The organism is Streptomyces sp. NPDC028314, assembly GCF_055565795.1.
In genome coordinates this window covers 84,790-109,333 of the sequence record NZ_JBVHTP010000001.1, presented here as the reverse complement: position 1 = coordinate 109,333, position 24,544 = coordinate 84,790, and the positions used below count along the sequence as shown (strand labels likewise).

Annotated in this window: 22 protein-coding genes and 2 pseudogenes; 11 read left to right on the top strand and 13 right to left on the bottom strand. The window is 72.4% G+C overall.

Annotated features, from left to right (window positions below):
• Positions 1-185: 185 nt before the first annotated feature.
• The 3 genes from ACZ4TG_RS00530 to ACZ4TG_RS00520 all read right to left on the bottom strand — a co-directional run bounded on the left by ACZ4TG_RS00530 (position 186) and on the right by ACZ4TG_RS00520 (position 2,926).
• Entirely contained in the window at positions 186-1,280 is a 1,095-nt protein-coding gene (locus ACZ4TG_RS00530) for a carboxylate-amine ligase (RefSeq protein WP_468159057.1), read from the bottom strand.
• Between the two features lie 103 nt (positions 1,281-1,383).
• Complete coding sequence (locus ACZ4TG_RS00525; protein WP_468159056.1) at positions 1,384-1,989, bottom strand: cadmium resistance transporter; 606 nt, start codon at positions 1,987-1,989, stop codon at positions 1,384-1,386.
• A gap of 145 nt (positions 1,990-2,134) precedes the next feature.
• Positions 2,135-2,926 (bottom strand): DUF4232 domain-containing protein, encoded by a 792-nt coding sequence (locus ACZ4TG_RS00520; protein WP_468159054.1) that lies wholly within the window; start codon positions 2,924-2,926, stop codon positions 2,135-2,137.
• Between the two features lie 211 nt (positions 2,927-3,137).
• On the opposite strand from ACZ4TG_RS00520, the gene ACZ4TG_RS00515 reads away from it, so the two are divergent.
• Positions 3,138-4,598, top strand: a complete 1,461-nt coding sequence (locus tag ACZ4TG_RS00515) for a helix-turn-helix domain-containing protein (RefSeq protein WP_468159053.1) — start codon at positions 3,138-3,140, stop codon at positions 4,596-4,598.
• An 8-nt stretch (positions 4,599-4,606) separates the two neighbouring features.
• Here the strand turns inward: ACZ4TG_RS00515 and ACZ4TG_RS00510 are convergent, their stop codons facing one another.
• From ACZ4TG_RS00510 to ACZ4TG_RS00485, 6 genes and pseudogenes are all read right to left on the bottom strand, one after another.
• Complete coding sequence (locus ACZ4TG_RS00510) at positions 4,607-5,302, bottom strand: hypothetical protein (RefSeq protein ID WP_468159052.1); 696 nt, start codon at positions 5,300-5,302, stop codon at positions 4,607-4,609.
• Positions 5,299-5,826: a SigE family RNA polymerase sigma factor gene (locus ACZ4TG_RS00505; protein WP_468159050.1), complete on the bottom strand. Its 528-nt coding sequence runs from the start codon at positions 5,824-5,826 to the stop codon at positions 5,299-5,301. Before ACZ4TG_RS00505 ends, ACZ4TG_RS00510 begins: the two co-directional genes overlap by 4 nt.
• Before the next feature lie 131 nt (positions 5,827-5,957).
• Positions 5,958-6,890 (bottom strand): annotated as a pseudogene (locus tag ACZ4TG_RS00500) (pectinesterase family protein); the annotation flags it as partial.
• An 81-nt stretch (positions 6,891-6,971) separates the two neighbouring features.
• Positions 6,972-8,312, bottom strand: a pseudogene (locus tag ACZ4TG_RS00495) (pectate lyase family protein); the annotation flags it as partial.
• A gap of 175 nt (positions 8,313-8,487) precedes the next feature.
• Positions 8,488-8,997 carry a hypothetical protein gene (locus ACZ4TG_RS00490; protein ID WP_468159049.1) on the bottom strand — a complete coding sequence of 170 codons (510 nt, stop codon included), beginning with the start codon at positions 8,995-8,997 and terminating at the stop codon, positions 8,488-8,490.
• A 415-nt stretch (positions 8,998-9,412) separates the two neighbouring features.
• Positions 9,413-10,177: a response regulator transcription factor gene (locus tag ACZ4TG_RS00485; protein WP_468159047.1), complete on the bottom strand. Its 765-nt coding sequence runs from the start codon at positions 10,175-10,177 to the stop codon at positions 9,413-9,415.
• A 155-nt stretch (positions 10,178-10,332) separates the two neighbouring features.
• On the opposite strand from ACZ4TG_RS00485, the gene ACZ4TG_RS00480 reads away from it, so the two are divergent.
• The 4 genes from ACZ4TG_RS00480 to ACZ4TG_RS00465 all read left to right on the top strand — a co-directional run bounded on the left by ACZ4TG_RS00480 (position 10,333) and on the right by ACZ4TG_RS00465 (position 14,374).
• A complete protein-coding gene (locus ACZ4TG_RS00480; RefSeq protein WP_468159045.1) occupies positions 10,333-10,686 on the top strand; it encodes a VOC family protein in 354 nt (117 codons plus the stop codon).
• A 156-nt stretch (positions 10,687-10,842) separates the two neighbouring features.
• Complete coding sequence (locus tag ACZ4TG_RS00475) at positions 10,843-12,519, top strand: NAD(P)/FAD-dependent oxidoreductase (RefSeq protein WP_468159044.1); 1,677 nt, start codon at positions 10,843-10,845, stop codon at positions 12,517-12,519.
• Positions 12,516-14,024, top strand: coding sequence for an ATP-binding protein (locus ACZ4TG_RS00470; RefSeq protein ID WP_468159042.1), 1,509 nt, complete (start codon positions 12,516-12,518; stop codon positions 14,022-14,024). Before ACZ4TG_RS00475 ends, ACZ4TG_RS00470 begins: the two co-directional genes overlap by 4 nt.
• Positions 14,021-14,374 carry a UBP-type zinc finger domain-containing protein gene (locus tag ACZ4TG_RS00465; RefSeq protein WP_468159041.1) on the top strand — a complete coding sequence of 118 codons (354 nt, stop codon included), beginning with the start codon at positions 14,021-14,023 and terminating at the stop codon, positions 14,372-14,374. The genes ACZ4TG_RS00470 and ACZ4TG_RS00465 overlap by 4 nt, the downstream gene beginning before the upstream one ends.
• Here ACZ4TG_RS00465 and ACZ4TG_RS00460 read toward each other — a convergent pair.
• Complete coding sequence (locus tag ACZ4TG_RS00460) at positions 14,283-15,578, bottom strand: NAD(P)/FAD-dependent oxidoreductase (RefSeq protein ID WP_468159040.1); 1,296 nt, start codon at positions 15,576-15,578, stop codon at positions 14,283-14,285. The genes ACZ4TG_RS00465 and ACZ4TG_RS00460 overlap by 92 nt on opposite strands.
• 141 nt (positions 15,579-15,719) lie before the next feature.
• Complete coding sequence (locus tag ACZ4TG_RS00455) at positions 15,720-17,357, bottom strand: LuxR C-terminal-related transcriptional regulator (RefSeq protein WP_468159038.1); 1,638 nt, start codon at positions 17,355-17,357, stop codon at positions 15,720-15,722.
• 206 nt (positions 17,358-17,563) lie between these two features.
• Here ACZ4TG_RS00455 and ACZ4TG_RS00450 point away from each other — a divergent pair, with 206 nt between their 5' ends.
• From ACZ4TG_RS00450 to ACZ4TG_RS00435, 4 genes are all read left to right on the top strand, one after another.
• Positions 17,564-18,079 carry a toxin-antitoxin system HicB family antitoxin gene (locus ACZ4TG_RS00450; RefSeq protein ID WP_468159037.1) on the top strand — a complete coding sequence of 172 codons (516 nt, stop codon included), beginning with the start codon at positions 17,564-17,566 and terminating at the stop codon, positions 18,077-18,079.
• 81 nt (positions 18,080-18,160) lie between these two features.
• The gene (locus ACZ4TG_RS00445) at positions 18,161-19,006 is read left to right on the top strand and encodes a DUF4097 family beta strand repeat-containing protein (RefSeq protein WP_468159035.1); all 846 of its coding nucleotides are present in this window, start codon (positions 18,161-18,163) and stop codon (positions 19,004-19,006) included.
• Between the two features lie 77 nt (positions 19,007-19,083).
• Positions 19,084-20,061, top strand: a complete 978-nt coding sequence (locus ACZ4TG_RS00440; protein WP_468159033.1) for an ATP-binding cassette domain-containing protein — start codon at positions 19,084-19,086, stop codon at positions 20,059-20,061.
• A complete protein-coding gene (locus ACZ4TG_RS00435; protein ID WP_468159031.1) occupies positions 20,058-20,849 on the top strand; it encodes an ABC transporter permease in 792 nt (263 codons plus the stop codon). Before ACZ4TG_RS00440 ends, ACZ4TG_RS00435 begins: the two co-directional genes overlap by 4 nt.
• Positions 20,850-20,879: 30 nt before the next feature.
• Here ACZ4TG_RS00435 and ACZ4TG_RS00430 read toward each other — a convergent pair whose 3' ends face one another.
• A complete protein-coding gene (locus ACZ4TG_RS00430; protein ID WP_468159030.1) occupies positions 20,880-21,455 on the bottom strand; it encodes a TetR/AcrR family transcriptional regulator in 576 nt (191 codons plus the stop codon).
• Positions 21,456-21,528: 73 nt separating this feature from the next.
• On the opposite strand from ACZ4TG_RS00430, the gene ACZ4TG_RS00425 reads away from it, so the two are divergent.
• On the top strand, positions 21,529-22,722 hold the full coding sequence (locus tag ACZ4TG_RS00425) for an FAD-dependent monooxygenase (RefSeq protein WP_468159029.1): 1,194 nt from the start codon (positions 21,529-21,531) through the stop codon (positions 22,720-22,722).
• 143 nt (positions 22,723-22,865) lie between these two features.
• On the top strand, positions 22,866-23,450 hold the full coding sequence (locus ACZ4TG_RS00420; protein ID WP_468159027.1) for a hypothetical protein: 585 nt from the start codon (positions 22,866-22,868) through the stop codon (positions 23,448-23,450).
• A 92-nt stretch (positions 23,451-23,542) separates the two neighbouring features.
• On the opposite strand, the gene ACZ4TG_RS00415 is transcribed toward ACZ4TG_RS00420, so the two are convergent.
• The gene (locus tag ACZ4TG_RS00415) at positions 23,543-24,448 is read right to left on the bottom strand and encodes an amidase domain-containing protein (protein WP_468159026.1); all 906 of its coding nucleotides are present in this window, start codon (positions 24,446-24,448) and stop codon (positions 23,543-23,545) included.
• Between the last annotated feature and the right edge of the window lie 96 nt (positions 24,449-24,544).

The window sequence follows — 24,544 nt, the reverse complement described above, 5'->3', positions numbered from 1 at the left end:
CAGCCTCGGACGGGGACAGCACAGCCAGATCGTCGCACGCGAATGGATCTTTCATGAGGCGATGCGACCACACCGCCGACGGAACGGCAGCCCGCCGTGCTCCACTCGCCACGACCGCTGACGGAATCGAGCCCAAGGCGGCCCGACGCCTCCGTAGCGCTTGGATCCACCTGTCGGCAAGCCACTCACGCGCTGGTTTCCCCCGCGGTGATCAGGGCCGCGACCGCCGGCAGACCGGCCTCGGCCAGGGCCCGGCGCTGACGGTCGGCCGACGTCCCCTGCTGGAGGAGCCGATGGACGAGCGAGCTCACCTCGCGGTAGTCACCGTTCTCCTCAAGGGCGGGGCCGATGTGGCGCAAGAGCATGCACAGCACGTCCCCGCTGCTCCGCAGCCGCCCGTCCGGGTCCACCAACGTGCCGCTCATCCCGTGCCGGGCGGCGTGCCACGTCGCGGCCTGCAGGAGCTCCGGTCGGCACAGCGCGGGAGCGGCCCCCGCCTTCTCCTCGGCGATCGCGGTCGCGGCGAGCCCGCGGACGACACCGGCGAGCATCACCGCGTCGTCCGCCTCCAGCTGCACGTCACAGCAGCGCACCTCGACGGTCGGGTACCGCTCCGAGAGCCGGGCGTGCCAGTACAGCTGCCCCCGGTCCGGGATCACCCCCGATTCCACGAGCCCGTCCACCCGCGCCTCGTAGTCCGCGACGCCCGCGAAATACGGTGGTGGACCGCTGACCGGCCAGCGGCCGAAGACGATCGTGCGCCAGCTGGCGAAGCCGGTGTCCCGCCCGTCCCACAGGGGCCCGTTCGAGGACATCGCCAGCACGGTCGGGAGCCAGACGCGCAGCCGGTTCAGGACGGCCACCCCGGTCTCGCGGTCGGGGACGCCCACGTGGACGTGCATCCCGCAGATCAGCTGCTCGTCGACCAGCAACCGGGCCTCGCCCCGCATCTTCAGATACCTCGCCGTACTCGTGACGGGCACCGGGGAGACGTCCCTGACCGGGGCGGTGGCGGAGATCGCGATACGGCACCCGTTCGCCTGCGCGGCGGAGGCGACCGCGTGACGCAGCCGCAGGAGATGCCCCCCGACCTCCTCCAGGCCCGTGCACACGGGCGTGGCGACCTCGATCTGAGCCTGGAGCAGCTCGTCCTGGACCTCCCCCTCGTCCGCGATCGGCGCCAGGCGGGCCGTGGCCCGTACCTCCTGCACGAGCGGAGCGGGGAGGAGCGTCTCCGGGTCGACCAGCAGGTACTCCTCCTCGACCCCAACAGTGATCATGCTGGGTGGCTACCCCGAACCCGCCGTGATCACCCAGGTGAAGGACTATTTCGGCACGATAGGGCGCAATATGCGCCGCCCGGGCCGGATGGGCCCAAGCGGGTCACAGGCCGAAGACGCCGCCTTCGACGAGGATGAGCAGGCCGAGGGCGATCAGGACCAGCGGCAGCAGGACGTGGCCCCAGCGGGCCAGCGCCTGGGCGATGACCGGACGGGTGGCGAAGTACCGGCCGGCGAAGCACCACACGGCCACCAGGACGAGGAACACCACGGCGTACACGCTCATCCCGCCGATGCCGGCGGTGGCGAAGACGGGCACGTAGACGCCGATGTTGTCGCCGCCGTTGGCGAAGGTGACCGCGGCGACCGCCAGCGGGCTCGGCCCGCCCTCCCCGGCCCGGGCATCCTCCTCGTCCTCACCGCTCTGGCCGTGGTCCTTCCACGCCTGCCACGCAGCCTTGAGACCCAGCGCGAGCGGCAGAAGACCGAGGTAGGGGATGGCGGACTCGGGCAGGAACGTGGCACCGAACGCGGCGGCGACCGCGACGGCGAGGATCGCGGCGAAGCCCAGGTACTGGCCGAGCACGATGCGGCGCGTGGAGCCTGGGTGTCCGGCGCCCCGGGCGAAGAACAGCGCCAGGACCAGAATGTCGTCGATGTTGGTGACGGCGAACAGCCCGGCCGCCTGCCCGATGATGCCCAGGTTCACGAGTGGGTGCCTTCCTGCCGGTGCCGTGGTGCCGTGGTGCCGGGTGACGCTACCGGGAGCCCGTGCCGGCCCTGCCGGCGGGGCGGGGCCCGGTCGCGACCGGGACACCCGCGTCGGGCCCACCCCGCCCGGCTGCGCCCCCGGCTCATGAGCCGAGCGCGTCCTCGATGCCCTGCTGCCAGTACGTGACCGTCAACGAGCTGTCGTAGTAGACACCCGTGGCGGGCAGCGGAGGGGTGGCGGACGCTCCGCCGCTGCTGTGGGGCGTCCGGCCCTGGAAGGCGATCGCGAGGCGCTGTCCGGTCGTCCCGCCCTCGCCGCTGCCGTCGGCGGCCGACAGCATGGCTCCCGCGTAGCCCGACTGGCCGGGCGCGAGGGATACCACTGCCTGGGGCTGGGTCTCCTTGCGCGCGGCCGGCGCCCATTGCATCTCGTCGAAGCGGAGGACCGGATAGTACGTCAGATCGCAGACCTTCGAACCGGTGTTCTTCACCGTGATCAGCATGTGGTTGAGCGGACGGGAGACCGTCTGGACGGTCACCTCGGTGTTGGAGCCGTTGCACAGGACGCGGTTGCCCGCGGCGGACGGGTCCGACGGGCCCTTCGCGTCCCCCGGGGCGCTGCCGGTCTTCGCGCCGCCGGACGTCTTCGCGCCTCCGGTCGTCGTCGCGGAGCCCGTGGCCGGGGTGCCCGACGTCCCCTGCCGACCGGCCGTGGGGCTGGGGGAGTTGCTCGCGCCGCCCGTCGGTGACGGGGTGGCGGTGGTGGAGCCCGGCGGGGACGCGGCTCCTCCGTCCTTGATGCCCGTGCCGTTCTGGCACGCGGTGAGGGCGAGCGCGGCGAGGGCGACAGCGGCCGCGCTCGCCAGCCGTCGGGCCGTCCGGGGCCGGGACGCGGGGGCGCTGCTCGTGGTGGGGGTGCTGCGGAACGCGGTCATGGCTGATTCCCCTTCATATGACATGGCTGCGGCGGTCGGTCGAGGTCGGCGCCGGGAGCGGTGTGCTTGGATGGCTCCAGCCTGTGCGGTGATCCGTCCCAGCCGCGACACCCGATGGGAAGTCAGGGATGCTGGAACGCTGGAACAGGCTCTGAGCTGCTGAAACAGTCCGCTCCTGGGACGCGGGACGGGACACGGGGTGGGAGGAACAGTGTCGGAAGACACTGCTGAGGCCGGGTTCGCGCGGCTGCTGCGGGAGTTGAAGGACCGGTCCGGGCACAGCTACGGAACGCTCGCCAAGCGGCTCCACATGAGTACGTCGACGCTGCACCGCTACTGCAGCGGCGACGTCGTCCCGACGGACTACGCGCCGGTCGAACGCCTCGCCCGCCTCTGCAAGGCCTCGCCCGATGAGCTCGTCGAACTGCACCGGCACTGGGTGCTGGCGGACGCGAACCGCCCCCGCAAGGGCGGTGAGCCGGGCGGCAGGGCTGCGGCCGGCGCCGCCAAGGTGACGCGGCGATCGCCGGAGGAGCCCGATCCCGGTCCGGCGACCGAGCCCGCGCCGCCCGCGCAGGCGCCCGTCGAGACGCCTCCGGCTGACCCGGCCGACCCGGCCGATCTCGCCGCCCCGGCCGACCTCACCGATCTCGCCGACCTGGCCGAACCGGCCGATCCTTCAGGCCGGCCCGCGCCGAAGAAGCGCCGCCGTCTGCGCAGGGCCGTCCTCGCCGGGATCGCCGTGGCCGCCGTCGCGGGGGCGGCCGTACTCACTGCGAACCTGTCGGCACGAGACGCCGGTGTCCGGGACGGCCCCGTCGGCGCCGCATCCCTCGCGGACGGCGAAGGGCGACGTACGGATGGCGGGGCGGCGTCCGAGGCACCGCCGGGAACCTCGCCCACGCCCTCCGTGCCTGCTGCCCCCGGCGCCGGGGCAGCTACCGAGGCCGCCGGTCCTGGTGCCGGGACCGAAACCGGAACCGAAACCGGAACCGGAACCGCGACCGGCACCGCCGCGGCGAGTCCGCCTCCCGCCGGCCGGGGCGACGGCACCCCGCCCGTTGCGCCGGTGAAGGTGACCACCCAGCCGCACACCTGGGAGACCCCCTGCGGCCAGCACTACCTGATCGAGAAGCCTCCGGCCCAGGTGGCCCCGCCGCCCCTGGAACGGGACGCTCCCGCGTGGGTGGCTGCGGCCGGAGCCGTCCCCGCGGGTGAGCAGTACGTCACGCTGACCCTTCAGGGCTCCGGCAAGGACACGGTGGTCCTGGACAGCCTGACCGTCCGTACGGCCGGCAAGCGTGCGCCGCTCGCCTGGAACGACTACGCCATGGGCTACCCGGGCGTCGGCTGCGGCGCCGGCGTTCCGACCCGCTCCTTCACCGTGGCCCTCGACGCCACGCGCCCGGCCGTCGTGCCCGAGGCGGGGCAGCCGAACTTCCCGTTCAAGGTGAGCGAGTCCGAACCGGAGGTGTTCTACGTCAAGGCCGACGCCTCCGCGTACGACGTGAGCTGGTACCTGGAACTGGCCTGGTCCAGCGGCTCCCACCACGGCACCCTCAAGATCGACAACAACGGCAGGCCGTTCCGTACCAGCGGCCACAACGGGCGGCCCGGCTACGAATTCCCCCTCGGCGGCGACGGATGGGTCAAGGCGGGAACGACTTCCTGAGAGACGGCCTAGGCGAAACCACCCCATACGGCGGCTCCGCGCTCCGCGGCGCCGACGGCGGCGTCGATCCGGTACGCGTCGTCCGTCGCGTCGCGTCCGCCGGCGGCGTGGTCGTACTGGCCGGCGAAGACGTGTTCGCCGGCCGGGACGGTTCTGCCGGGTTTGAGGGTCCACCGGTAGACGAGGAAGCCGCCTTCGTCGCGGGCGGTGAGGTCGAAGTCCGTGGCGGGGAGGGTCCGCCAGCTGCCGGTGTCCTTCACCCCCTCGGTCAGGGCGATCCGCAGCTCGACGACGAGCGCGGTGAGCGGCTTCCCCGCCTTGAGGGTGACGTTGCTCTGTGCCCAGTAGGCGTTGCTGTGGGGGTCGACGGAGCCGTCGGCCCACAGCGGGCCGTCCTCGGTGCGGGAGCCCGCCGCCGGCGGCGTCGTGCGGCCGGCGGCGGCCGTCGGGGCGGCTGCCGCCGGGTTCCGGGGCGGGTCCGGGGCGTGCACGACGGCGAGGACCGTGAGGGCGCTCACCGCCAGGGTCCCGGCGGTGGCCACGGCCGCGAGGACCACCTTGGGCCGGGGCAGGGCGCGGGTGCGCGGCCGGGCGTCGGGTTCGGGACGGGCCATGCCGCGCTCGACCCGGGCCAGCATGCGGGCGCGGTCGGGCCGGTGGGCATCGGCGCTCTCGCGCAGCAGGCCGCGCAGTTCGTCGGTCACCGGCTTCCCCTCCCCACCAGCTCGTCGGCGGCCCGGGCACCGAGCAGCCTCTGCAGTTCCGCCGTCCCCTTCGAGGTCTGGCTCTTCACCGTACCCACCGATATCCCGAGCGCCGCCGCGGTGTCCTTCTCCGAGAGGTCGAAGGCGTACCGCAGTACCACGCAGGCGCGTTTGCGGAACGGCAGCCGGTCCAGTGCGGCCCGTACGTCCATGACGGCGGCCATGTCCGGGCCGTCGGTCCGCTGTGAGCGGTGCGACCAGAACAGCAGGACGCGGCGCCGCTCGCGCACGGTGCTCCGGATCCGGCTGCGGGCGAGGTTGGCGACGATCCCGCGGGCGTAGGCGGCGGGGGAGTCGGCGCGGCGGACCCTGTCCCAGCGGTGCCAGAGCGCGACCATCGCGTCCGCGGCGAGGTCGTCGGCGGCGTCCGCCTCTCCGGTCAGCAGGTGTGCCAGGCGGGCGAGTTCGGCGTGGTGGCGTTCGAAGAACGCGTGGAAGTCCGCGGCCGCCTCATCTTCGGTCATGGCCTCGGTACGGCCTCTCGGTGCGACGGCGACGGGGGCGTTCTCGGGCAGGTGCCGGAGCCTAGCAGCCGGTTCGAGCGCTTGTTCGGCTACTTCGGGCCGCCGGGGCAGGGTCCGCATGCCGGTGCTCATCAGCCCGTCGGGTTCCAGCCGTCGGTGCCGGCCAGGTAGGCGCGGGCGGTGTGGGCTGCGGCCTGGTCCGGGGCGAGCTGGGGCCGGTTGGCTCCCGTGCCGGCGCCGGGGCCCGTGTTGGCGTACTCGGCGAACCGGGCGGACTTCCAGGAGAAGCCCCCCATGTCGGTCCATGGCCCCTCGGTCTTCACGGCAGCGGGCAGGCTCGTGTTGCGGATCACCAGCTGGCCGACCGCGCTCGCGCCGGGGTGCCAGGGCCGGCCCAGGAAGTAGGTCCCGGGCCGGGCCGGGCTGCTGATCGTGCTGTCGGTGATGAGGATCCCGTACGGCTTGGCCGCGTCGGTGTTCGGCGCGGCGAGGTAACCGTTGTTGCCGCCGGCCGCGGCGCCCCGATCGCGGAGGGTGATGTTGACGTGGTCGTAGACGGCGGTGGCGTTGCCGAAGACGAAGTCGACGTCGCCCGCGATGAAGCAGTGGCGGAAGTACTGCCGGTACTGGCCGGTGGCCGAGGGAGCCCAGTTGAGGACGGTGTCCTGATGACCGATGAAGCGCGAGTTGACGTACTCCTGGCGGTCGCCGGACGCGTTGACCGCGACGGCCTGGGTGTCCTTGACGTCCGGGTGGGCCGACCTCTCCCAGGTGTTCTGGACCGTCACACCGGTGACGGTGATGTCGTTCGCCGAGAAGGTCGCGGTGGCACTGCCCGCGGTGCCGTACGTGCCCCCGCCGGGCTTCGGGGTGCCGGAGGCGTTGTCGTACGTGATGACGACGTCCTCCGCGTTGCCGGTGGCGCCCTTGAGGGTCAGCCCGGCCTTGGAGGCGGGGACGTTCACCGTCTCGCGGTAAGTGCCGCGCGAGACCAGGACGGTGTCGCCCGCGCCCGCGGCGTCGACGGCGGCCTGCACGGTGCGGTGGGTCGCGGAGCCGTCGGCGGCGACCGTCAGCGTCCGGCCGCCGGCCGGACCGGAGGGGGCGGGAGCGGAGGGGGCGGGGGCGGCCTTGCCGCCGGATTCGGTGAGGACGCCGGCGCCCGCCTTCGCGGCCAGCTTCGCCGGCAGTCCCGCGGCGGGTTCCAGTCCGGCGGTGAGGGTGGGCTTCCAGCCGACGGTGGCCTTGATCTTCTTCCCGGCGTCGGCGGAGTTGTGGGCGGCGACCAGATCCACGGGGGAGCCGCCGACGAGGTTGCCGCTGCCCGCGACGGCTCCGGTGCCGTCGCCGCTGAGCAGCTGCGAGGTCTTGCGGTCGGACGAGAGCTTCCAGTAGTTGTTCTGCGCGACGACCTGCGCGCCGGCGCGGGAGTTGACGCTGTAGCTGTGCGCGTAGCCCTCGGACGCCGTGGTGTCGTAGTAGTTGTCGTACAGGTGGATCTGGCCCACCCGGGCGAGCGGGGCGCGTTGGACGATGCCCCTGAAGACGTTGTGGTGGAGCGTCACCCGCAGCTTGGTGTCCTGGTCGCTGCTGCCGATCAGCATCGTCTTGTCGTGGTGGGAGAAGGTGTTGTACCCCACGGTGACCAGGTCGGAGGCGTTGGTGATGTCGAGGGCGCCGTCGTGCACCTGGTACTCGCGGCCGAAGCGGACGGGGTTGGCGGAGTCCGGGTGCGGGGCGTCGGAGAAGCTGTTGTGGTCGACCCAGACATGGGTGGCGCCGCGCAGGCTGACGGCGTCGTAGGCGGAGTTCCAGTTGCCGGTGGAGCCGTCGGTCGGATCCCACTGCGGGAAGCAGTCGCGGACGTCGGTGAGCGACAGGTTTCGGATGATCACGTTGTCGGCGTTCTTCACCACCAGGCTGCCGCCGGTGATGCCCGCTCCGGTGCCGGGCACACCGATGACGGTGGTCCGGGCCGGCACGGTGAACACCATGCGGGCGGCCTGCCTGGCCTGCGCCGCCCTGCGGGCGTTCTCCTGGGAGCCGGAGGGCATCTTGGCGCGGCCCCAGACGGCGGGATCGTAGGCCTTGAGGTAGGAGTCGAGCGAGTAGCCGGTGCCCTCGGCGTAGTCGGCGCAGCTCTGCGGCTTCCCGCTGTCATCGGTGTTGGCATCGATCAGGCCCTTCACCCGGACGATCCGCGGGGCGTCGGCCGGGCCCGCGGCCAGGGCCTTCGCCAGTTCGGCTCGGGTGGAGACGGTGAAGACGCGGGCCGCGGCCGCGGCGCGGCCACCGGTGGTGCCAGAGCCGCTCGCGGCCCAGCCGTCCCGGGCGGGCAGCACGCCGTGGGCGAGGTCGGCCGGCGCCACGGCATCGGCCTTCACGACCAGCGGTACGGCGCCGAGACCGGCGGCGGCCAGGGCGGCCGCTCCGACCAGGGCAAGCCTTCGACGGCCGGTGCGGCGGCGGTGCGGGGAAGCGGACATGCGCGGTGGCTCCTTGGGGTGAGGTGCACTGTTCACCCCTCAGTTGCCGCCGGAGCCCGAAAGGTTGCCGGGCGCTGGACGGGATCTGCCGACCACGGTGAATCCCGCCGAGCGTCCACGCGCACCGTGACACCGGCTGGAGCGGCCGGCGGTAGGGCGGCTGCCGAGCGCCCGGTCAGCAGCCGCTCGGGGCGGACGGGGGGACGAAGGTCGCCGCGAGGGCGCGGTCCTGCTTGACCTTCACGTCCATGGCGCCCCGGCCGGCCGCGGTGTAGGAGGTCGGCATCTGGAGGTCGGACGGCAGGTCGGCCTCCGCGATGTCGGCGCCCACGTGGACGACCGACAGCGAGCCCCGGCATCCCGAGGACTGCGGCGGCACGCTGCCGTCGACGATCCCGTCCGCCGGGCCGACCGCGAGGACGGGCCGGTCCATGAAGACGTACCGGAACTCCTGGCGCGGGGAGGGCCGGGACAGGCCCGAGGTCGTCCCGCCGCGGGTGACGTCCACCCAGAACCGGCTGAGCGTCACCTTGACCGGGGCGCAGGGGCGTTCGGTCGGATCGGGCTCGAAGCTCAGTCCGTCGCCGTCGATCTTCAGGGCCTTGCTGCCGTAGGAGCCGCTGGTGCTCTTCAGCCGTGCGAGGTAGGTGGTCAGCTTCTCCGGGTCCATGACTCCGGTGTCCACGCACGCCGCACTCGGGGCTGCCGAGGTCGGGGCCGGTGCCGACGGAGCGGTCGTGGCGGGCGGTGAGGTTGCCGCGGCCGCGGATGGCGAGGGTGTCGGGGGCGTGGCCGACGCCTTCCCGTCCGAGGACGCGGCCGGCGCCGCCCCGTCCGAACAGCCCGCCACGGCGAGTAACAGCGCCGCAGTGCATGCGGCAACGGCGAGCGTTCTTGATCGGTGACGCATGTGAGCTCCGCTCCGGTCGGGTGAGGTGCGATGTCTGCCATGGTGGCAGGCAGCCGCCCGTCGCGCCGCTGCTTACGCTTCTCCCGCCCGCCCGGCCCGAGTTGACGGCCGGCGTCCGTGGACAGCGAGATTCTCTGACGCCCTCGACACCGGCGCCGCCGCGACGGATCTCAGGCCGCCCCGGTCCGCGTCAGCCGGCGAATCCAGGCACCACCAGGCCGGACTCGTACGCGATCACCACCGCGTGGGTCCGGTTCTGCGCGCCGAGCTTCGTCAGCACGTTCCCGACGTGGGTCTTGACCGTCTCCAGGCTCACCGTGAGCGACTCGGCGATGTCCGGGTTGGACAGGCCGGTGGCCATCAGCCGCAGCACCTCCTCCTCCCGCCCCGTCAGCGCCGCCTTCGGCAACGCCTCGGCGGAGCCCAGGGGGCGGGCGGCGACCATCCGGCTCAGTGCCGCCGGGAAGAGGATCGCCTCGCCCGCCGCCACCACCCGTACCGCCTCCGCGATCTGCTGGACCGGAAGCCGTTTGAGGACGAAGCCGCTGGCCCCCGCGCTGAGTGCGGCGGTGACGTAGCCGTCGTTCTCGAAGGTGGTGATCACCACGACCTTCGGCGGCGGCCCGGCCGACCCGGCGAGGAGTTGCCGGGTGGCCTCGATGCCGTTGCACCGCGGCATCCGCACGTCCATCAGGACCACGTCCGGCCGCAGCCGCCGCGCCTGCTCGACCGCCTCGACGCCGTCGGCCGCCTCCCCGACCACCGCGATCCCCGGCCGTGCCGCGAGCAAGGTGCGCAGGCCGCTGCGGGTGACCTCGTCGTCGTCCGCGATCAGGAGTGTGACGGGGGTGCCGGCAGGGCTGGTGCCGACGGGGCCGGTGCCGGCGCCGGTCGCGGCGGCGGAGCTTGCGTCAGGGCTGGTCGTGACGGCTTCGCTCGCGTCAGAGACGATCATGCCGACCACCGTACCGGCACCCGGACCGCCAACCGCCAGTGCCGCGGCCCGTCCGCACCGCCCTCGATCTCACCGAGCGGCAGCCGCACGCCCTCGGCCGGTCCGGGCAGCCCGTGACCGGATGCCGGGCTCCTTTCACCACTACGCTGCCCGTCATGAGCTTGGAATGGGAACAGGTGGTCGTCGACGCGGCCGACCCCGTCGCGCTGGGACGCTGGTGGGCCGAGGCCCTCGGCTGGGTCGTGCTGAACGACGCGCCCGACGAGTTCGAGATCCGACCGGAGGCTGACCGGATCCCGGGCCTGATCTTCGAGCCGGTCCCGGACGGCAAGACGGCGAAGAACCGTCTCCACCTGGACTTCCGGCCGGACGACCAGCGCGCGGAGGTCGACCGTCTGCTGTCCCTCGGGGCGCGCCGGGCCGACGTGGGGCAGGGCGAGCAGTCGTGGGTGGTACTGGCCGATCCCGAGGGCAACGAGTTCTGCGTGCTCCGGTCGCGGCAGGGCTGACGGGCGTCCTGTCGACCCCGCGCGACCCGGCCTGTACCCAGAGCGCCCGGTCTGCGGCGTCCCGGAGCGATCCCGGACGATCGAACATACGATGGGCGGGAACCGGCGCGGGCGGCTCGCCGTGCCGCCCGCCCAGACCACTCGGGGTGGAGACGTATGGCACAGGCCGCCGACGCAGCGCGGACCGTCATCCTGACCGTGGACGACGACCCGGGAGTATCCCGCGCGATCGCCCGTGACCTGCGGCGCCGCTACGGGGCCACGTACCGGATCGTGCGCGCCGAGTCCGGCGAGTCCGCGCTGGAGGCGCTGCGCGAGCTCAAGCTGCGGGGCGACCTGGTGGCGGTGATCCTGGCCGACTACCGGATGCCGCAGATGAACGGCATCGAGTTCCTCGAACAGGCCCTGAACGTGTACCCGGGCGCGCGGCGCGTGCTGCTGACCGCGTACGCCGACACCAACGCGGCGATCGACGCGATCAACGTCGTCGACCTCGACCACTACCTGCTCAAGCCGTGGGACCCGCCCGAGGAGAAGCTCTACCCGGTCGTGGACGACCTGCTCACGGCCTGGCGCGCCAGCGACTACCGGCCCGTGCCCGCCACCAAGGTGGTAGGGCACCGCTGGTCGGCGCGCTCCTCCGACGTGCGGGAGTTCCTGGCCCGCAACCAGGTGCCGTACCGCTGGTACTCCTCCGACGAACCCGAGGGACAGCGGCTGCTGGAGGCCGCCGGGACCGACGGACAACGGCTGCCCCTGGTGATCACTCCGGAGGGCACCGTGCTCATCGAGCCGGAGGCGCCCGACCTGGCCGCCCACGTGGGCCTCGCGACGACGCCGACCGCCGACTTCTACGACCTCGTCGTGATCGGCGGAGGCCCGGCCGGGCTCGGCTCGGCCGTGTACGGGGCCTCCGAGGGGCTGCGGACCGTACTGGTCGAGCGGTCGGCGACCGGCGGGCAGGCCGGCCAGAGCTCCCGCATCGAGAACTACCTCGGCTTCCCGGACGGCGTATCGGGCGCACAGCTCACGGACCGCGCCCGCCGCCAGGCCGGCAGGTTCGGCGCCGAGATCCTCACCGCGCGCGAGGTCACGGGGCTGGAGGTCAGCGGTGCGGCGCGCGTCGTCCGCTTCTCCGACGGCACGACGGTCGCCGCGCACAGCGTCATCCTGGCGACCGGCGTGTCGTACCGGCAGCTCCACGCACCGGGCTGCGACGACCTGACGGGCTGTGGGGTGTACTACGGCTCCTCGCTCACCGAGGCGGCTTCCTGTCAGGGGCAGGACGTGTACATCGTGGGCGGCGCCAACTCCGCCGGGCAGGCGGCGATGTACCTGGCCCGGGGCGCGAAGTCGGTGACCCTGCTGGTGCGCGGGGAGTCCCTGAGGGCGTCGATGTCGTACTACCTGATCCAGCAGATCCAGGAGGCACCGAACATCACGGTGCGAACCCGGACCGTGGTGGAGGCAGCGCACGGTGACGGGCACCTGGAGCAGCTGACACTGCGCGACGTGGACAGCGGATCGACCGAACTCGTCGACGCCCAGTGGATGTTCGTCTTCATCGGTGCGGCCCCGCTGACCGACTGGCTGGACGGCACGGTGCTGCGCGACGAGCGCGGCTTCATCCTGGCCGGACCGGACCTCACCCCCGACGGGCGTCCGCCTGCCGAGTGGGAACTGGACAGGCCGCCCTACCACCTGGAGACCAACATTCCCGGCGTGTTCGTGGCGGGCGACGCGCGCGCCCAGTCCGCGAAGCGCGTCGCGTCCGCCGTCGGAGAGGGAGCCATGGCCGTGATGCTCGTCCACCGCTACCTGGAGCAGTCATGAGCGGGCAGCCCATGCCCTGCAGCCCGCACGAGATCGCCTCGCTGTTCCTGTTCGAGAAGCTCTCCACGGAGCAGCTCGGGCGGCTGTGCGCCGAGGGGCGGGTGGAGCGGTTCGAAGCCGGTCCGGTGTACACCGAGGGCGACCCGGCCACCTGCTTCTACGTGATGATCGAGGGCACCGTCGTGCTGTCCCGCCGGGTCGGCGGCGACGACGTGGAGGTGAGCCGCACCTCCCAGCGAGGGGTGTACTCCGGGGCCATGCAGGCGTACCTCGGCGACCGGGTGCCGCAGGTGTACACCAACTCGATGCGGGTGGCCGAGCCGACGCGGTTCTTCGTCCTGCCCGCGCAGTCGTTCGCGGACGTCATGCGGGAATGGTTCCCGATGGCCGCCCACCTGCTGGAAGGGCTGTTCTTCGGCTCCAGGAACACCCAGCGGGCCATCGGCCAGCGTGAACGGCTCCTCGCCCTCGGCTCGTTGTCCGCCGGGCTCACCCACGAGCTCAACAACCCGGCCGCGGCAGCCGTCCGGGCCACCGCGACCCTGCGGGAACGGGTCGGCAAGATGCGGCACAAGCTGGCCGTCATCGCCCAGGGCGACTACTCCCGCGAGGCGATCGCCGACCTCATCGAGATCCAGGAACGCACCGTCGAACGCGTCGCGAAGGCGCCGGCGCTGAGCCCTCTGGAAGCGTCCGACCGCGAGGACGAGCTCGCCGACTGGCTCGACGACCACGGCATCCTGGAGGGCTGGCGGATCGCGCCGACGTTCGTGCAGGCCGGGCTGGACGTGGACTGGCTGGAGCAGGTCGCGGCGTCCGTGGCCGAGGACATCCTGCCGGGGGCGATCGGCTGGCTCAACTACACGGTCGAGACCGAGCTGCTGATGGACGAGATCGACGACTCCACCAACCGCATCTCCCACCTCGTGGACGCCGCCAAGCAGTACTCGCAGCTCGACCGCGCCCCGCACCGGGTCGTCGACGTCCACGAACTCCTCGACAGCACCCTGCTGATGCTGTCCGGGAAGATCGGCTCCCGGATCCGGCTGGTCAAGGACTACGACCGCTCCCTGCCGGACGTGCCCGCCTACCCGGCGGAGCTCAACCAGGTGTGGACCAACCTCATCGACAACGCCGTCTTCGCCATCGGGAGCACCGGCGGCGAGGGCACGCTGACGGTCCGCACGGCACGGGAGGGGGACCGGCTGCTGGTGGAGTTCCGCGACACCGGGCCAGGCGTCCCGGCGGACATCCGCAGCCGCATCTTCGATCCCTTCTTCACCACCAAGCCGGTCGGCGAGGGCACCGGCCTCGGCCTGGACATCTCCTGGCGGATCGTCGTCAACAAGCACCACGGCAGCCTCCAGGTCGAGTCCTCGCCGGGCGACACACGCTTCCAGGTGCTGCTGCCGCTGACCGCCCCGGAGACCGAGAGCGCCGCCGAGACCGAGACCGAGACCGAGACCGAGACCGTTCCGGAGACCGAGACCGAGGAGCCCGTATGACCGACATCAACGGAATCGACCCGAGCGTCCCGCCCAGCGGCACCGGCTGCGGCGACTGCGACGCGGTGGGCGGCTGGTGGTTCCACCTGCGACGCTGTGCCCAGTGCGGCCACATCGGCTGCTGCGACTCCTCGCCCGCCCAGCACGCCACCGCCCACTGGAAGTCCAGCGGTCATCCCCTGGTGCAGAGCTTCGAGCCGGGCGAGGAGTGGTTCTGGAACTACGACACCGACGAGCTGTACGAGTCCGGCCCCGGCCTCACACCACCGGACTCCCACCCGGCGGACCAGTCGGTGCCGGGACCGGCCGACCGGCTTCCGCAGGACTGGATGGGCCGGCTGCACCGCTGAACGCTCCGCCCAGGAGCCGTTCCAGGTTCTCGTCCGAGAAGAACTCCGCGGGCGAGGTGACCCCCGCCGCCACCCTGGCGAACCCGTCCATGGCCGGACGGCTGCGCGATACCGCACCGAGCAGCTGTTGCATCTCGGGTGGGGGCGGGTCCAGTGCGGCGAGCTCGGCGGTGAACTCGTACATCGGCATGACCTGTCCGTCCCTGTCCTCCTGGGCGTCCTTCATGGCGCTGTCGAAGCTCCGCCTGCCGGTGAAGGTCTGGTCGAGGGCCCGCGCACAGAGTTCCGCGTCGCGGAAGGCGTCCTGGATGCCCTGTGCGGTGATGAAGTCCTTGAGGTAGCCGGCATCTCCGACCAGCGCCCAGCCGGGGCCGTACGGTCTGCGGAAGTGGTTGGGGACCGCCATTCCCACGAGGCGTTCCACGCGGGTGGCCGACGCGAGCCGTTCGGCGAACGAGGGAACCAACGCCATGGTGGCCAGGTAGCCGGCCTCGATGTCCGACCGGTTGGCCTCGAAGTCGCGCATCGGCAGGCCGCAGATGACCACGGTCCGGTCGTCGTTGGTGGGCCACGCGGCAAAGGCCCGGTCGGGCCGGACGTAGGTCTCGAACCGGCCGTTCATGGGCAGTCCCGTCCAGTAGGAGTAGTAGCTGCACTGGAGCTTCGGCTTCTCGGCGTACGCCACGGCGCCGACGGCCTTCGCGACGAGCGAATGGATCCCGTCCGCGCCGACGACGACGCGGGCGTACTCCGTGACGCCGCTCCCGTCGGCGCCGTGTCCCCTGATCCCCGTCACGGCATCGCCGTCGATCACGAGGTCCTCGACGGTGAAGCCCTCCCGCACCTCCGCCCCGGACTCCCGGGCGGCGTCGACGAGGATCTTGTCCAGGACCGTACGTCGCGGGGCGTACGAGGCCCGGAACCCGGCGCCGGCCGGTGAGCCCTCGATGGTGAAGGGCCCGAAGTCGAAGCAGTAGGTGTCGATCGGCGGACAGCCGCTCGCGACCACCTGGGGGAGCAGTCCCCACCTGTCCAGTGCAGCGAGGCCGGGCGGGTGGACGAGATGGGTGGACACCGTGTCGCTCGGGAACCTCGCCCTGTCGACCGCGAGCACCCGGTAGCCCCGGCGGGCCAGGAGCATCGCGGTCGGCGCGCCGGCGCACCGTGCCCCGACCACGATGGCGTCGTAGTTCCGGTTCGTCATGACGATCACCTGCCGGTCGTTCGGCGGCGAAGGGGGAGCCCCTCCGGTCGAGAGTTCGTACGGTGAAACGCTAGGCGGCGCGAGCGGGCCGCCGCGTCCCCAGAACGTCCACTCCTGCACGTGGGTAGTTCTTCCCGGCCGTCAGACGAGGCCGTGCTTGTGGGCGTACGCCGTGGCCGCCGAACGCGATGACACTCCGAGCTTGGTGAAGATGTTGCTGAGGTGACGGGCAACGGTCTTCTCGCTCAGGAAGAGGTCGTCCGCCACGGCCCGGTTCGACTTCCCCACCGCCACGTGGCGCAGCACCTCCAGCTCACGGGCCGTGAGCAGTCCCGCCGCCCGGGTCGTGGCCTTGAGCGCGAGTTCCTCGGCGCGCAGGAGGTCCGGTGCGGCCCCCAGCTCCCGGAAGACCGACTCGGCGGCCTCGATCTCCAGCTGCGCGGTGATCTCGTCACCGGTCTCCCGGCACGACAGGCCGATGAGCAGGCGGGTCCGGGCGGCTTCGTACGGTGCGTCGAGGTCGCGGAACATGGCCGCAGCATGGCCGAGCGCCGCCTGGGCGCTGCGCGCCTCACCGGCGGCCAGGAGCACCGCGCCCTCCGCCTGACCGCCGACCGCGGCCAGCAAGGGGGAGTCCAGGGCCTCGGCGGCCACGGCCAGTTCCTCCGCGGCGGTCCGCGCGTCCTCGATCCGGTCGACGGCCAGCATGACCTCCACGTACGCCGGCAGGATCCGGTACCGCAGGCTTCGGTCGCCGGCCGCTTCGAGTGCGGTGCGGATCGCGCGTTCGGCGGCCCCCGTGTCCCCGGTCGCGAGCAGCGACAGCGCCACGCCCGGCTGCGCGCTGTGCCCCCGTCTGCTGGCCTCCCGGTAGGCCAGCTCCGCCTCCTCGTACTCCCCGCGCATCCGATGGAGCTCGCCGAGCTGGTAGTAGGCGGCGTCGGCGGACTCCGAGGCGGGCTCCGAGCGCATCCACCGGCACGCGCGGTTCGCCTCCTCCAGGGCGTCCGCCCAGTCCCCGTGCAGCCGCATGATCTCGACGCGATGGGCCAGGCAGATGCCGCGGTAGGGCACCAGCTCCTGCTGCGCGGAGCACCACCGGGACAGCTCGGCCGTCCACTCCCGGGCCCGGCGCAGGTCGAAGGCCTCATGGCAGGCCGAGATCACCGCGCAGTAGGCGAGCCCGGACACGACGGGGGACACCTCGCCCGCCGTCACCGCGACCATGGCCTCGTCGAGCAGCTGGACCCCTTCCCCGGCCCGCCCGAGCCGGATCAGGCTCTCGCCGATGCAGACCATGGCGAAGGTCATCAGGTCCGGATCCCCGAACCGCGTCGCGATCGCCAGCGCCCGCTCGGCCACGGCCCGGGCGTCCGCCGTGTCCCCCGCGAGATAACTCCGGAGCCCCCTCAGCGCCAGGAGGTACCCCTGCTCGACACAGGCGGGCTGCGCGGCATCGAGGAGCCGCTGCGCCCGTGCCATCCAGCCGGCGCCACGGGACCATTCGCCGCTGAGCACCAGGTCCAGCCCCAGCCAGAACACGCAGCGGACGGCCCGCGGCACGTCACCCCGGGTCAGCCACGCATGGTGGGCCCTCGTCCACAGGTCGGCGCTCTCGGGAGCCTTGCCGATCAGGTGCGCGGCGAGGGCGAGCCGCTCGAGGCCGTCGGGATCGAGCGGCTGGTGCCGGTCGGCCTCCGACAGGACGGCGAACACCTCCCGCCACGCGTGCCGCGACCACGCTTCGTCGGCCGACGGCAGCTCTGCGGCTGGGTTCATGCCCCCAGTCTCCACCGAGTGGCACCGTTCGGCGCCACTCGGTGCCATTGCGCGCACCAAGCAGCCCATGAATACGCGTGGCGTCACAATGGACCGGATTGGCTTCCCTGTATCTCCGCAGGTCAGAGCAGGTGTGTGCGAAACCTGCGCTCCTCTTGGTCTCGCAAGCCTTGCAGATGGCGCCATGATGGTGCCATCATGGCGTCATGGACCTCACCCCGTATGTCGACACCCTCCGCCGCGAACTCGCGGTGGCTGCCGAAGCAGGCGGGCAGGACGCCCGCGAGCTGGCCGAGCGGCTCACCGCGCCGCTGGAGTCGGCGACTCGTCTGACCCTGCTCAATGTGCTCTCCGCCGCGATGGACGAGGTCACCCGCGAGCTCGCCCCCGGCTCGGTCGACGTACGTCTGCGCGGGCTCGACCCCAACTTCGTGGTGATGCTGCCGCCCTCCCACGGCGGCCCCGCGGAGCCGGCCGCGCCCGTCGAACCGGTCAAGGCGCAGGCGCCCGCCGACGGCGACGAGGGCGGCACCGCCCGCGTCAATCTGCGTCTGCCGGCCCACCTCAAGGCGCGCGCCGAGGAGGCCGCGAGCCGCGAGGGCCTGTCGGTCAACGCGTGGCTGGTCCGGGCCGTGTCGGCCGCGGTCGACGGCGGTGGCGCGCCGCGTACGCCGGAGAGAACGCGCACCATCGGACAGAACTTCACGGGCTGGGTGCGCTAGCCGCGCCCGCACCGCCCCACTTCATCCACACCACGTCCCACCAGCGGGGACGACCCCAGGACTCATGAGGACGGTACAGCCATGCCTTCTTTCGACACTCCCGAACCGATTTCGGCCACCGCCCACGTGGACGCCGGTTCCATCCGCTTCATCGCGGGCGACCGCCTCGACACGGTCGTCGAGGTGCTGCCCCGCGACCCGAAGCGGGACCAGGACGTGCGGTCGGCCGACCAGACCGAGGTCACGTACGCGAGCGGTGTCCTGACCGTCAGGACGCCCAAGCAGCGCTACCTCTTGGGGCGCACCGGCACCGTCGACGTGACCGTCGAACTGCCGACGGGTTCACGCGTCGACATGACCGGCGCCTGGGCCCAGGTGTTCGGCGAGGGACGCCTCGGTGAGGTGCGCGTGAAGACCTCGTCCGGCGACGTCCGCCTCGACACCACCGGCCCGCTCCAGCTGACCGCCTCCCACGGCTCGATCACCGTCGACCGGATCGAAGGCATGGCCGAGATCAGCACCAGCTCCGGCAGCCTGCGCGTCGGCACTGTCGCCGGCCCCGCCGTCCTGAAGAACTCGCACGGCACCACGACCGTCGGCGCCGCGACCGGCGACCTGCGGGTGAGCGGCGCCAACGGCGACATCGACATCGCGCGCGCCGAGGGCTCGGTCGCCGCCACCACCGCGCACGGCACTCTGCGCGTCGCCGAAGTGGCGCGCGGCACCGTCCAGTTGGAGACGTCCTACGGCGCCATCGAGATCGGCATCCGCGAGGGCACCGCCGCCTGGCTCGACGTCAACTCCGACCACGGGCAGGTACGCAACACGCTGACCGCCTCAGCGGCGCCGGAGGAGACCGAGGACACCGTCGAGGTCCGCGCCCGGACCCGCCACGGCAACATCGACGTGCGCCGCGCCCGGGCCTGAACACCGGCCCCACGAACTCGCCCACTGCTCCCAGCCCCTTCAGCCTTCGAACGGAGGGCTCCATGCCTTCTTCTGTCATGCCCACGCCAAGGCAGGGCGACCGTCCGCGGTCGCACGCCGCCGTCTCCGCCCTCGCTCTGCGCAAGTCGTACGGCGAGAAGACCGTCCTCGACGGCATCGATCTGAACATCCCGGCCGGATCCGTGTTCGCCCTGCTCGGGCCCAACGGCGCCGGCAAGACCACCACCGTGCAGATCCTTTCCACGCTCATCGCCGCCGACAGCGGCCAGGCCGAGGTCGCGGGCCACGACATCGCCACCGCCCCGCAGGCCGTGCGCGCCGCGATCGGTGTCACCGGTCAGTTCTCCGCCGTCGACGGGCTGATCACCGGCGAGGAGAACATGCTCCTCATGGCGGACTTGCACCACCTGTCCAAGCGCGAGGGCCGCCGCACCGCCGCCGAACTGCTGGAGCGCTTCGATCTCACCGAGGCCGCATCGAGGCCGGCGTCCACCTACTCCGGCGGCATGAAGCGCCGCCTCGACCTCGCCATGACCCTGGTCGGAGGCCCGCGGATCATCTTCCTCGACGAGCCCACCACCGGCCTCGACCCGCGCAGCCGCCACAACATGTGGCAGATCATCCGCGAGCTGGTCTCCGACGGCGTCACCGTCTTCCTCACCACGCAGTACCTGGAGGAGGCCGACCAGCTCGCCGACCGTATCGCCGTGCTCAACGACGGCAAGATCGCGGCCGAGGGCACCGCGGAGGAGCTGAAGCGGCTGATCCCCGGCGGGCACGTCCGGCTCCGCTTCTCCGACCCGGCCGCCTACCGCGGCGCGGCCTCCGCGCTGCGCGAGGTCACCCGGGACCACGAGGCCCTGGCGCTGCAGATCCCCAGCGACGGCAGCCAGCGCGAGCTGCGCTCCATCCTCGACTGGCTGGACTCCGCCGGCATCGAGGCGGACGAGCTGACCGTGCACACCCCCGACCTCGACGACGTGTTCTTCGCCCTGACCGGCAGCACCGACCAGCGCAAGGAGGACCTCCGATGAGCTCCCTGTCCCTCGCCTTCCGCGACTCGAACACCATGCTGCGCCGCAACCTGCTGCACGCGCGGCGCTATCCGTCCCTCACCCTGAACCTCCTGCTCACGCCGATCGTCCTGCTGCTGCTCTTCGTCTACGTCTTCGGCGACGTGATGAGCGCGGGCATCGGCGGCGGCGGCGCCGATCGCTCCCAGTACATCGCCTACGTCGTGCCGGGCATCGTGCTGATGACCATCGGCGGCACCGTGGTCGGGACCGCGGTGTCCGTCTCCAACGACATGACCGAGGGCATCATCGCCCGCTTCCGCACAATGGCGATCCACCGCGGGTCGGTGCTCATCGGGCACGTCGTCGGGAGCGTGCTGCAGTCGGTCGTCAGCGTGGTCCTCGTGGGCGCCGTCGCCGTGGCCATCGGCTTCCGGTCCACGGATGCCACGGCCCTGGAATGGCTGGCGGCCTTCGGGCTGCTGGTGCTCGTCGCCCTGGCGCTCACCTGGATCGCCGTCGGGATGGGCATGGTCAGCCCGAACGCCGAGGCGGCCAGCAACAACGCGCTGCCGCTGATCGTCCTGCCGCTCATCTCGAGCGCCTTCGTCCCGATCGACGCGATGCCGGGCTGGTTCCAGCCGATCGCCGAGTACCAGCCGTTCACCCCGGCCATCGAGACCCTGCGCGGGCTGCTGCTCGGCAGCGGGATCGGCAACAACGGGTGGATCGCGGTCGCCTGGTGCCTGGCTCTCTCGGCCCTCGGCTACTACTGGTCGAAGGCGTCCTTCAACCGCGATCCGAAGTAGCCGGGACGGCCGCGCGGGCGCACCGCGCCCCTAGCCGGCGGTCAGCGCAGCGTCCAGCATCCGGCGGGCGACCGCCGTGAGTTCCGCCAGGTCGGGCGCTGGCCGGGTGCGGGCCAGCGCGCCGACGAGGCGGTCGAAGAGCACGCCTTCGGTCCAGGCGACCAGCAGCTCGGCTGACTCCCGGGGCCGGGCGGCGCCCAGCGCCGCCAGGACGGCGGCCGCCCGGGCGCGGGACGCCAGGCCCGCCTGATGGAGGGCGGAGGCCAACTCCGGCGTGCGCGCGGCCTCGAGGCTGAGCTCGTAGCGGGCGAGCTGGCGCTCGCGGCCCGTGGTCAGCCAGCGGTGGAGCAGCGCCCCGACCGCGGCGGCGACGTCCTCCCGCGAGGCGAGCTGCCCCGACTCGACGTCGTCCAGGTCCAGTTCCGAGATGCGCGCGTAGCAGGCGCCGATCAGGGCCGTACGGGTGCGGAAGTAGTACGAGGTACTGCCCGCGGGCAGGCCCGCCGCGGTGTCGATCGCACGGTGCGTGAGCCCCCGCAGGCCGGCCGCGGCCACGGTGGCGATCGCGGTGTCCGCGATGAGGGTACGGCGGTCAGGGGTGGACATGCCCTCACTCTACAGTTGTAGAGTGAGGGCTCTACGGATGTAGAGGGTCTGAACCGAACCGAAGAGGTGTTCCATGCCGAAACGTCACGCGGTGGTGGCCGGGGCCGGAATCGGCGGCCTCACGGCCGCCATCGCACTGCACCGCCGCGGCTGGCACGTCACCGTCTGCGAACGTGCCCCCGAACCCCCCACCACCGGCGCCGGCATCGGCCTCGCCCCCAACGCCCTGCGCGCACTCGACGCCATCGGCGTCGACGCGGCCCGCGCGACCGGCAGCGCCGTACCCACGACGATGGGTCTGCGCCGCTCCGACGGCCAGTGGCTCACCCGGACCGGCACCGCGGACATGGCGGCCCGCTACGGCCTGCCTCCGATCGCCGTCCCGCGCCCGGCCTTCACCGCCGCCCTGGCCGCCGCGCTGCCGCCGGAGGCCCTTCGCTACGGCACCGCCGTGACCGCCGTCGACGACGCCACGGGCCGCCCGACCGTCCGTACGTCCGTCGGCGCGGACCTCCCCGCCGATCTGGTCGTCGCAGCCGACGGCATCCACAGCCCGCTGCGCCGCGCGTACTTCCCCGCGCATCCCGGCCTGCACTACATCGGCGAGACCGCCTGGCGGGCCATCGTGGACGCCCCTGACCTCCCGATCACGGACATGAGCGAGACCTGGGGGCGGGGCGAGCGGTTCGGCGTGACCCCGCTCTGCGACGGCCGGTTCTACCTCTACGCCACCGCGGTCGTCCCGGCCGGCACCCGGTCGGCCGACCCCCGCGCCGAACTCCGGCACCGCTTCGGCTCGTGGCACGACCCGATCCCCGCCCTGCTGGACGTCGTCGGCCGCCTGGCCCCCGACGACGTCCTCCGGAACGACCTCTACGACCTGGCCGCTCCGCTTCCCCGCCTGCACCACGGCCGGATCGCCTGGCTCGGCGACGCCGCCCACGCCATGGCCCCCAACCTCGGCCAGGGCGGCTGCCAGGCCATCGAGGACGCGGTGGTCCTCGCCCACCTGCTGCCCGCCGGAGACAGCGGAGGCGGGGGCGGAGGGGGCACGGACCCCGTCCCGGCCGCCCTCGCCGCGTACACCGCCGCCCGCCGGGACCGCACCGACGCCGTACGCGTCCGAGCCCGCCGGATCGGTCGCCTGGGCGCCCTCCGCAGCCCGCTCGCGGTGGCCGCCCGCGACCTCGCGGTCCGTGCCACCCCCGCCCGCCTGGCCCTGCGCGGCATGGACGACCTCTTCAACGGCTTCCGCCTCCCCGGCTAGCAGGAGCCCACCGCCCGCGTGGGGGCGCCTTCCCGGAGGTGCACCGCATTCGGTGGATCGCCGTACACGTGGCGCCGGATGAGGGCAGGCTGGAGGGACGGACCGGCCGCCGCAGCCGGCCCGGCCGGGCTGGAGGGGGTGTCGTGGTGGACGCGGAGCTGAACGAGCTCGGGGCGGCGCACGAGGGTGCGGTCGGGGTCCTGCTGGCCGACGGAAGCGAACCGGGCCCGGTGCACTTCGACGTGGGCAGCGGCGCGCAGGTCCCGTCCTCGACGGCCTGGCACGCCTACGACGGCCGACGGGGCCGGCCGAAGGCGGCGGTGCTGCGGGGGGCGTGCGCGTGCGGCTGGCGAGGACCGGCAACCTACCCGCTGGACTGGGCACGCCTCGGCGACGGTCCCCTGTGGGAGGCCGGCATCGACCTGACGGGCCCGCTCGCCGATATCGGCGCCCACCTGAGCGTGATCCGGGACAGGGCCGTTCCGCTGCCCGAACCCCTCACCGCGCTGCTGGTCCAGCTGACGGACCAGCTCTCGGCGGCCGCGGTGCAGAGCCCGCTCGTGGCCCTGAAGGCCTTGGCCGACCTGCGGTACCTGGTAGCCGGTGCCGGCCAGGACGCGGCGCGCGCGGTACGGATCGCACAGATCCCCTGGGAGGAGGTGGCGGTCGCGCTCGGCACGAGCGAGAAGGCCGCCCGCCGTTACGTGACGGGCTACCTGCACCCCTGAACCCGCTTCGGCCGACGACACCGGGCGACGCCGGCGTCCGCAGCTCCTCCTGCCGCGGTGGTTCCGCGGCAGGAGGAGCCGAAGGGCACCCGTCAGGTGCGGTACGCGAAGTAGACCGCGTCCGGGTAGGACGCGATGATGCTCGCGAGGGACTTCCGGTACGTATTGGTGGAGTGGTAGGTGAGGTACGGCATGCCTGCGCTGCTGCGGTACGTCACCATCATGGAGTGGTCCTTGGACCCGTCCTTGTTGAAGTCCACCTGCAGGATGTCACCGACGTCCGTCTGATAGACGTTGGCCAGGTTGGCGGCCCGCTTGTTGGACAGCGTGAACCACGCCCACTCGTTCGCACCGACCCAGGAGTCGGACTGGCGGGCGCCGTCGTACCACCAGTTGCGGTAGTCAGACGTGGAGCCCGGAACGGCCTTCCAGCCACCCGCCTTCAGCGCCTGGCTGATGAAGTTGGTGCAGTCACCCCCGGCTCCGCTGAACTTGCGGTACGCCGGGTTGTAGTTGCTCCAGTACTTCTCCGCGTACTTCGCCATGGCGGCGTAGTCGTACGTACCGCCGGTCTTCGCCTTGGGCTTGGCCGGGGCGGGGTACTTGGTGGACGCGGGAGTGCCGTCCGGGTACTGGTTGCCGTCGTCCTTGACCACGTTCGGCTTGGCTGCCACCGGCTCGTTGATCGCGACGGGGCCGTTGTCCTGGGACTTGATCGAGGTCAGTTCCCAGCCACCGCCCCGCTTGCTGGTGAGCGTCAGCTCGTAGCGCGTCCGGAAGTCGGTGGTGGCCGGCTCGTCCCCGCGCAGTTTCTTGTAGGTGAGCGTGGTCTGCTCGGTGACCTGGACGGTCGCCTTCCCGCCGGTGACCGTGGCACGGTCGACGGCGACGCGGGTGTCGGCGCCCGTGTAGGCCTCGCCGAGCTCCGCCAGCCGCGATTTGCGCGACTGCAGCGACGAGATCGCGGCGTCCTCGTCCTTCTTCAGCTGGGACGACATCCGCGTTTTCGTGGAGTTTTGGCCGGAGTTGCGGTGTGCCGGCTGATCCTCGACCAGGGCCTGGGTGCGCTGGGACAGCACATCGTCGGCTATGCG

Bases quoted from the DNA above. Each gene is read 5' to 3' on its own strand.
- ACZ4TG_RS00425 (WP_468159029.1), top strand. From the start codon at position 21,529: ATGCCGAAACGTCACGCGGTGGTGGCCGGGGCCGGAATCGGCGGCCTC.
- ACZ4TG_RS00430 (WP_468159030.1), bottom strand. From the start codon at position 21,455: ATGTCCACCCCTGACCGCCGTACCCTCATCGCGGACACCGCGATCGCC.
- ACZ4TG_RS00480 (WP_468159045.1), top strand. From the start codon at position 10,333: ATGAGCTTGGAATGGGAACAGGTGGTCGTCGACGCGGCCGACCCCGTC.
- ACZ4TG_RS00465 (WP_468159041.1), top strand. From the start codon at position 14,021: ATGACCGACATCAACGGAATCGACCCGAGCGTCCCGCCCAGCGGCACC.
- ACZ4TG_RS00445 (WP_468159035.1), top strand. From the start codon at position 18,161: ATGCCTTCTTTCGACACTCCCGAACCGATTTCGGCCACCGCCCACGTG.
- ACZ4TG_RS00450 (WP_468159037.1), top strand. From the start codon at position 17,564: ATGGACCTCACCCCGTATGTCGACACCCTCCGCCGCGAACTCGCGGTG.
- ACZ4TG_RS00460 (WP_468159040.1), bottom strand. From the start codon at position 15,578: ATGACGAACCGGAACTACGACGCCATCGTGGTCGGGGCACGGTGCGCC.
- ACZ4TG_RS00520 (WP_468159054.1), bottom strand. From the start codon at position 2,926: ATGACCGCGTTCCGCAGCACCCCCACCACGAGCAGCGCCCCCGCGTCC.
- ACZ4TG_RS00530 (WP_468159057.1), bottom strand. From the start codon at position 1,280: ATGATCACTGTTGGGGTCGAGGAGGAGTACCTGCTGGTCGACCCGGAG.
- ACZ4TG_RS00435 (WP_468159031.1), top strand. From the start codon at position 20,058: ATGAGCTCCCTGTCCCTCGCCTTCCGCGACTCGAACACCATGCTGCGC.
- ACZ4TG_RS00455 (WP_468159038.1), bottom strand. From the start codon at position 17,357: ATGAACCCAGCCGCAGAGCTGCCGTCGGCCGACGAAGCGTGGTCGCGG.
- ACZ4TG_RS00505 (WP_468159050.1), bottom strand. From the start codon at position 5,826: ATGACCGAAGATGAGGCGGCCGCGGACTTCCACGCGTTCTTCGAACGC.
- ACZ4TG_RS00440 (WP_468159033.1), top strand. From the start codon at position 19,084: ATGCCCACGCCAAGGCAGGGCGACCGTCCGCGGTCGCACGCCGCCGTC.
- ACZ4TG_RS00415 (WP_468159026.1), bottom strand. From the start codon at position 24,448: ATGTCGTCCCAGCTGAAGAAGGACGAGGACGCCGCGATCTCGTCGCTG.
- ACZ4TG_RS00475 (WP_468159044.1), top strand. From the start codon at position 10,843: ATGGCACAGGCCGCCGACGCAGCGCGGACCGTCATCCTGACCGTGGAC.
- ACZ4TG_RS00485 (WP_468159047.1), bottom strand. From the start codon at position 10,177: ATGATCGTCTCTGACGCGAGCGAAGCCGTCACGACCAGCCCTGACGCA.
- ACZ4TG_RS00470 (WP_468159042.1), top strand. From the start codon at position 12,516: ATGAGCGGGCAGCCCATGCCCTGCAGCCCGCACGAGATCGCCTCGCTG.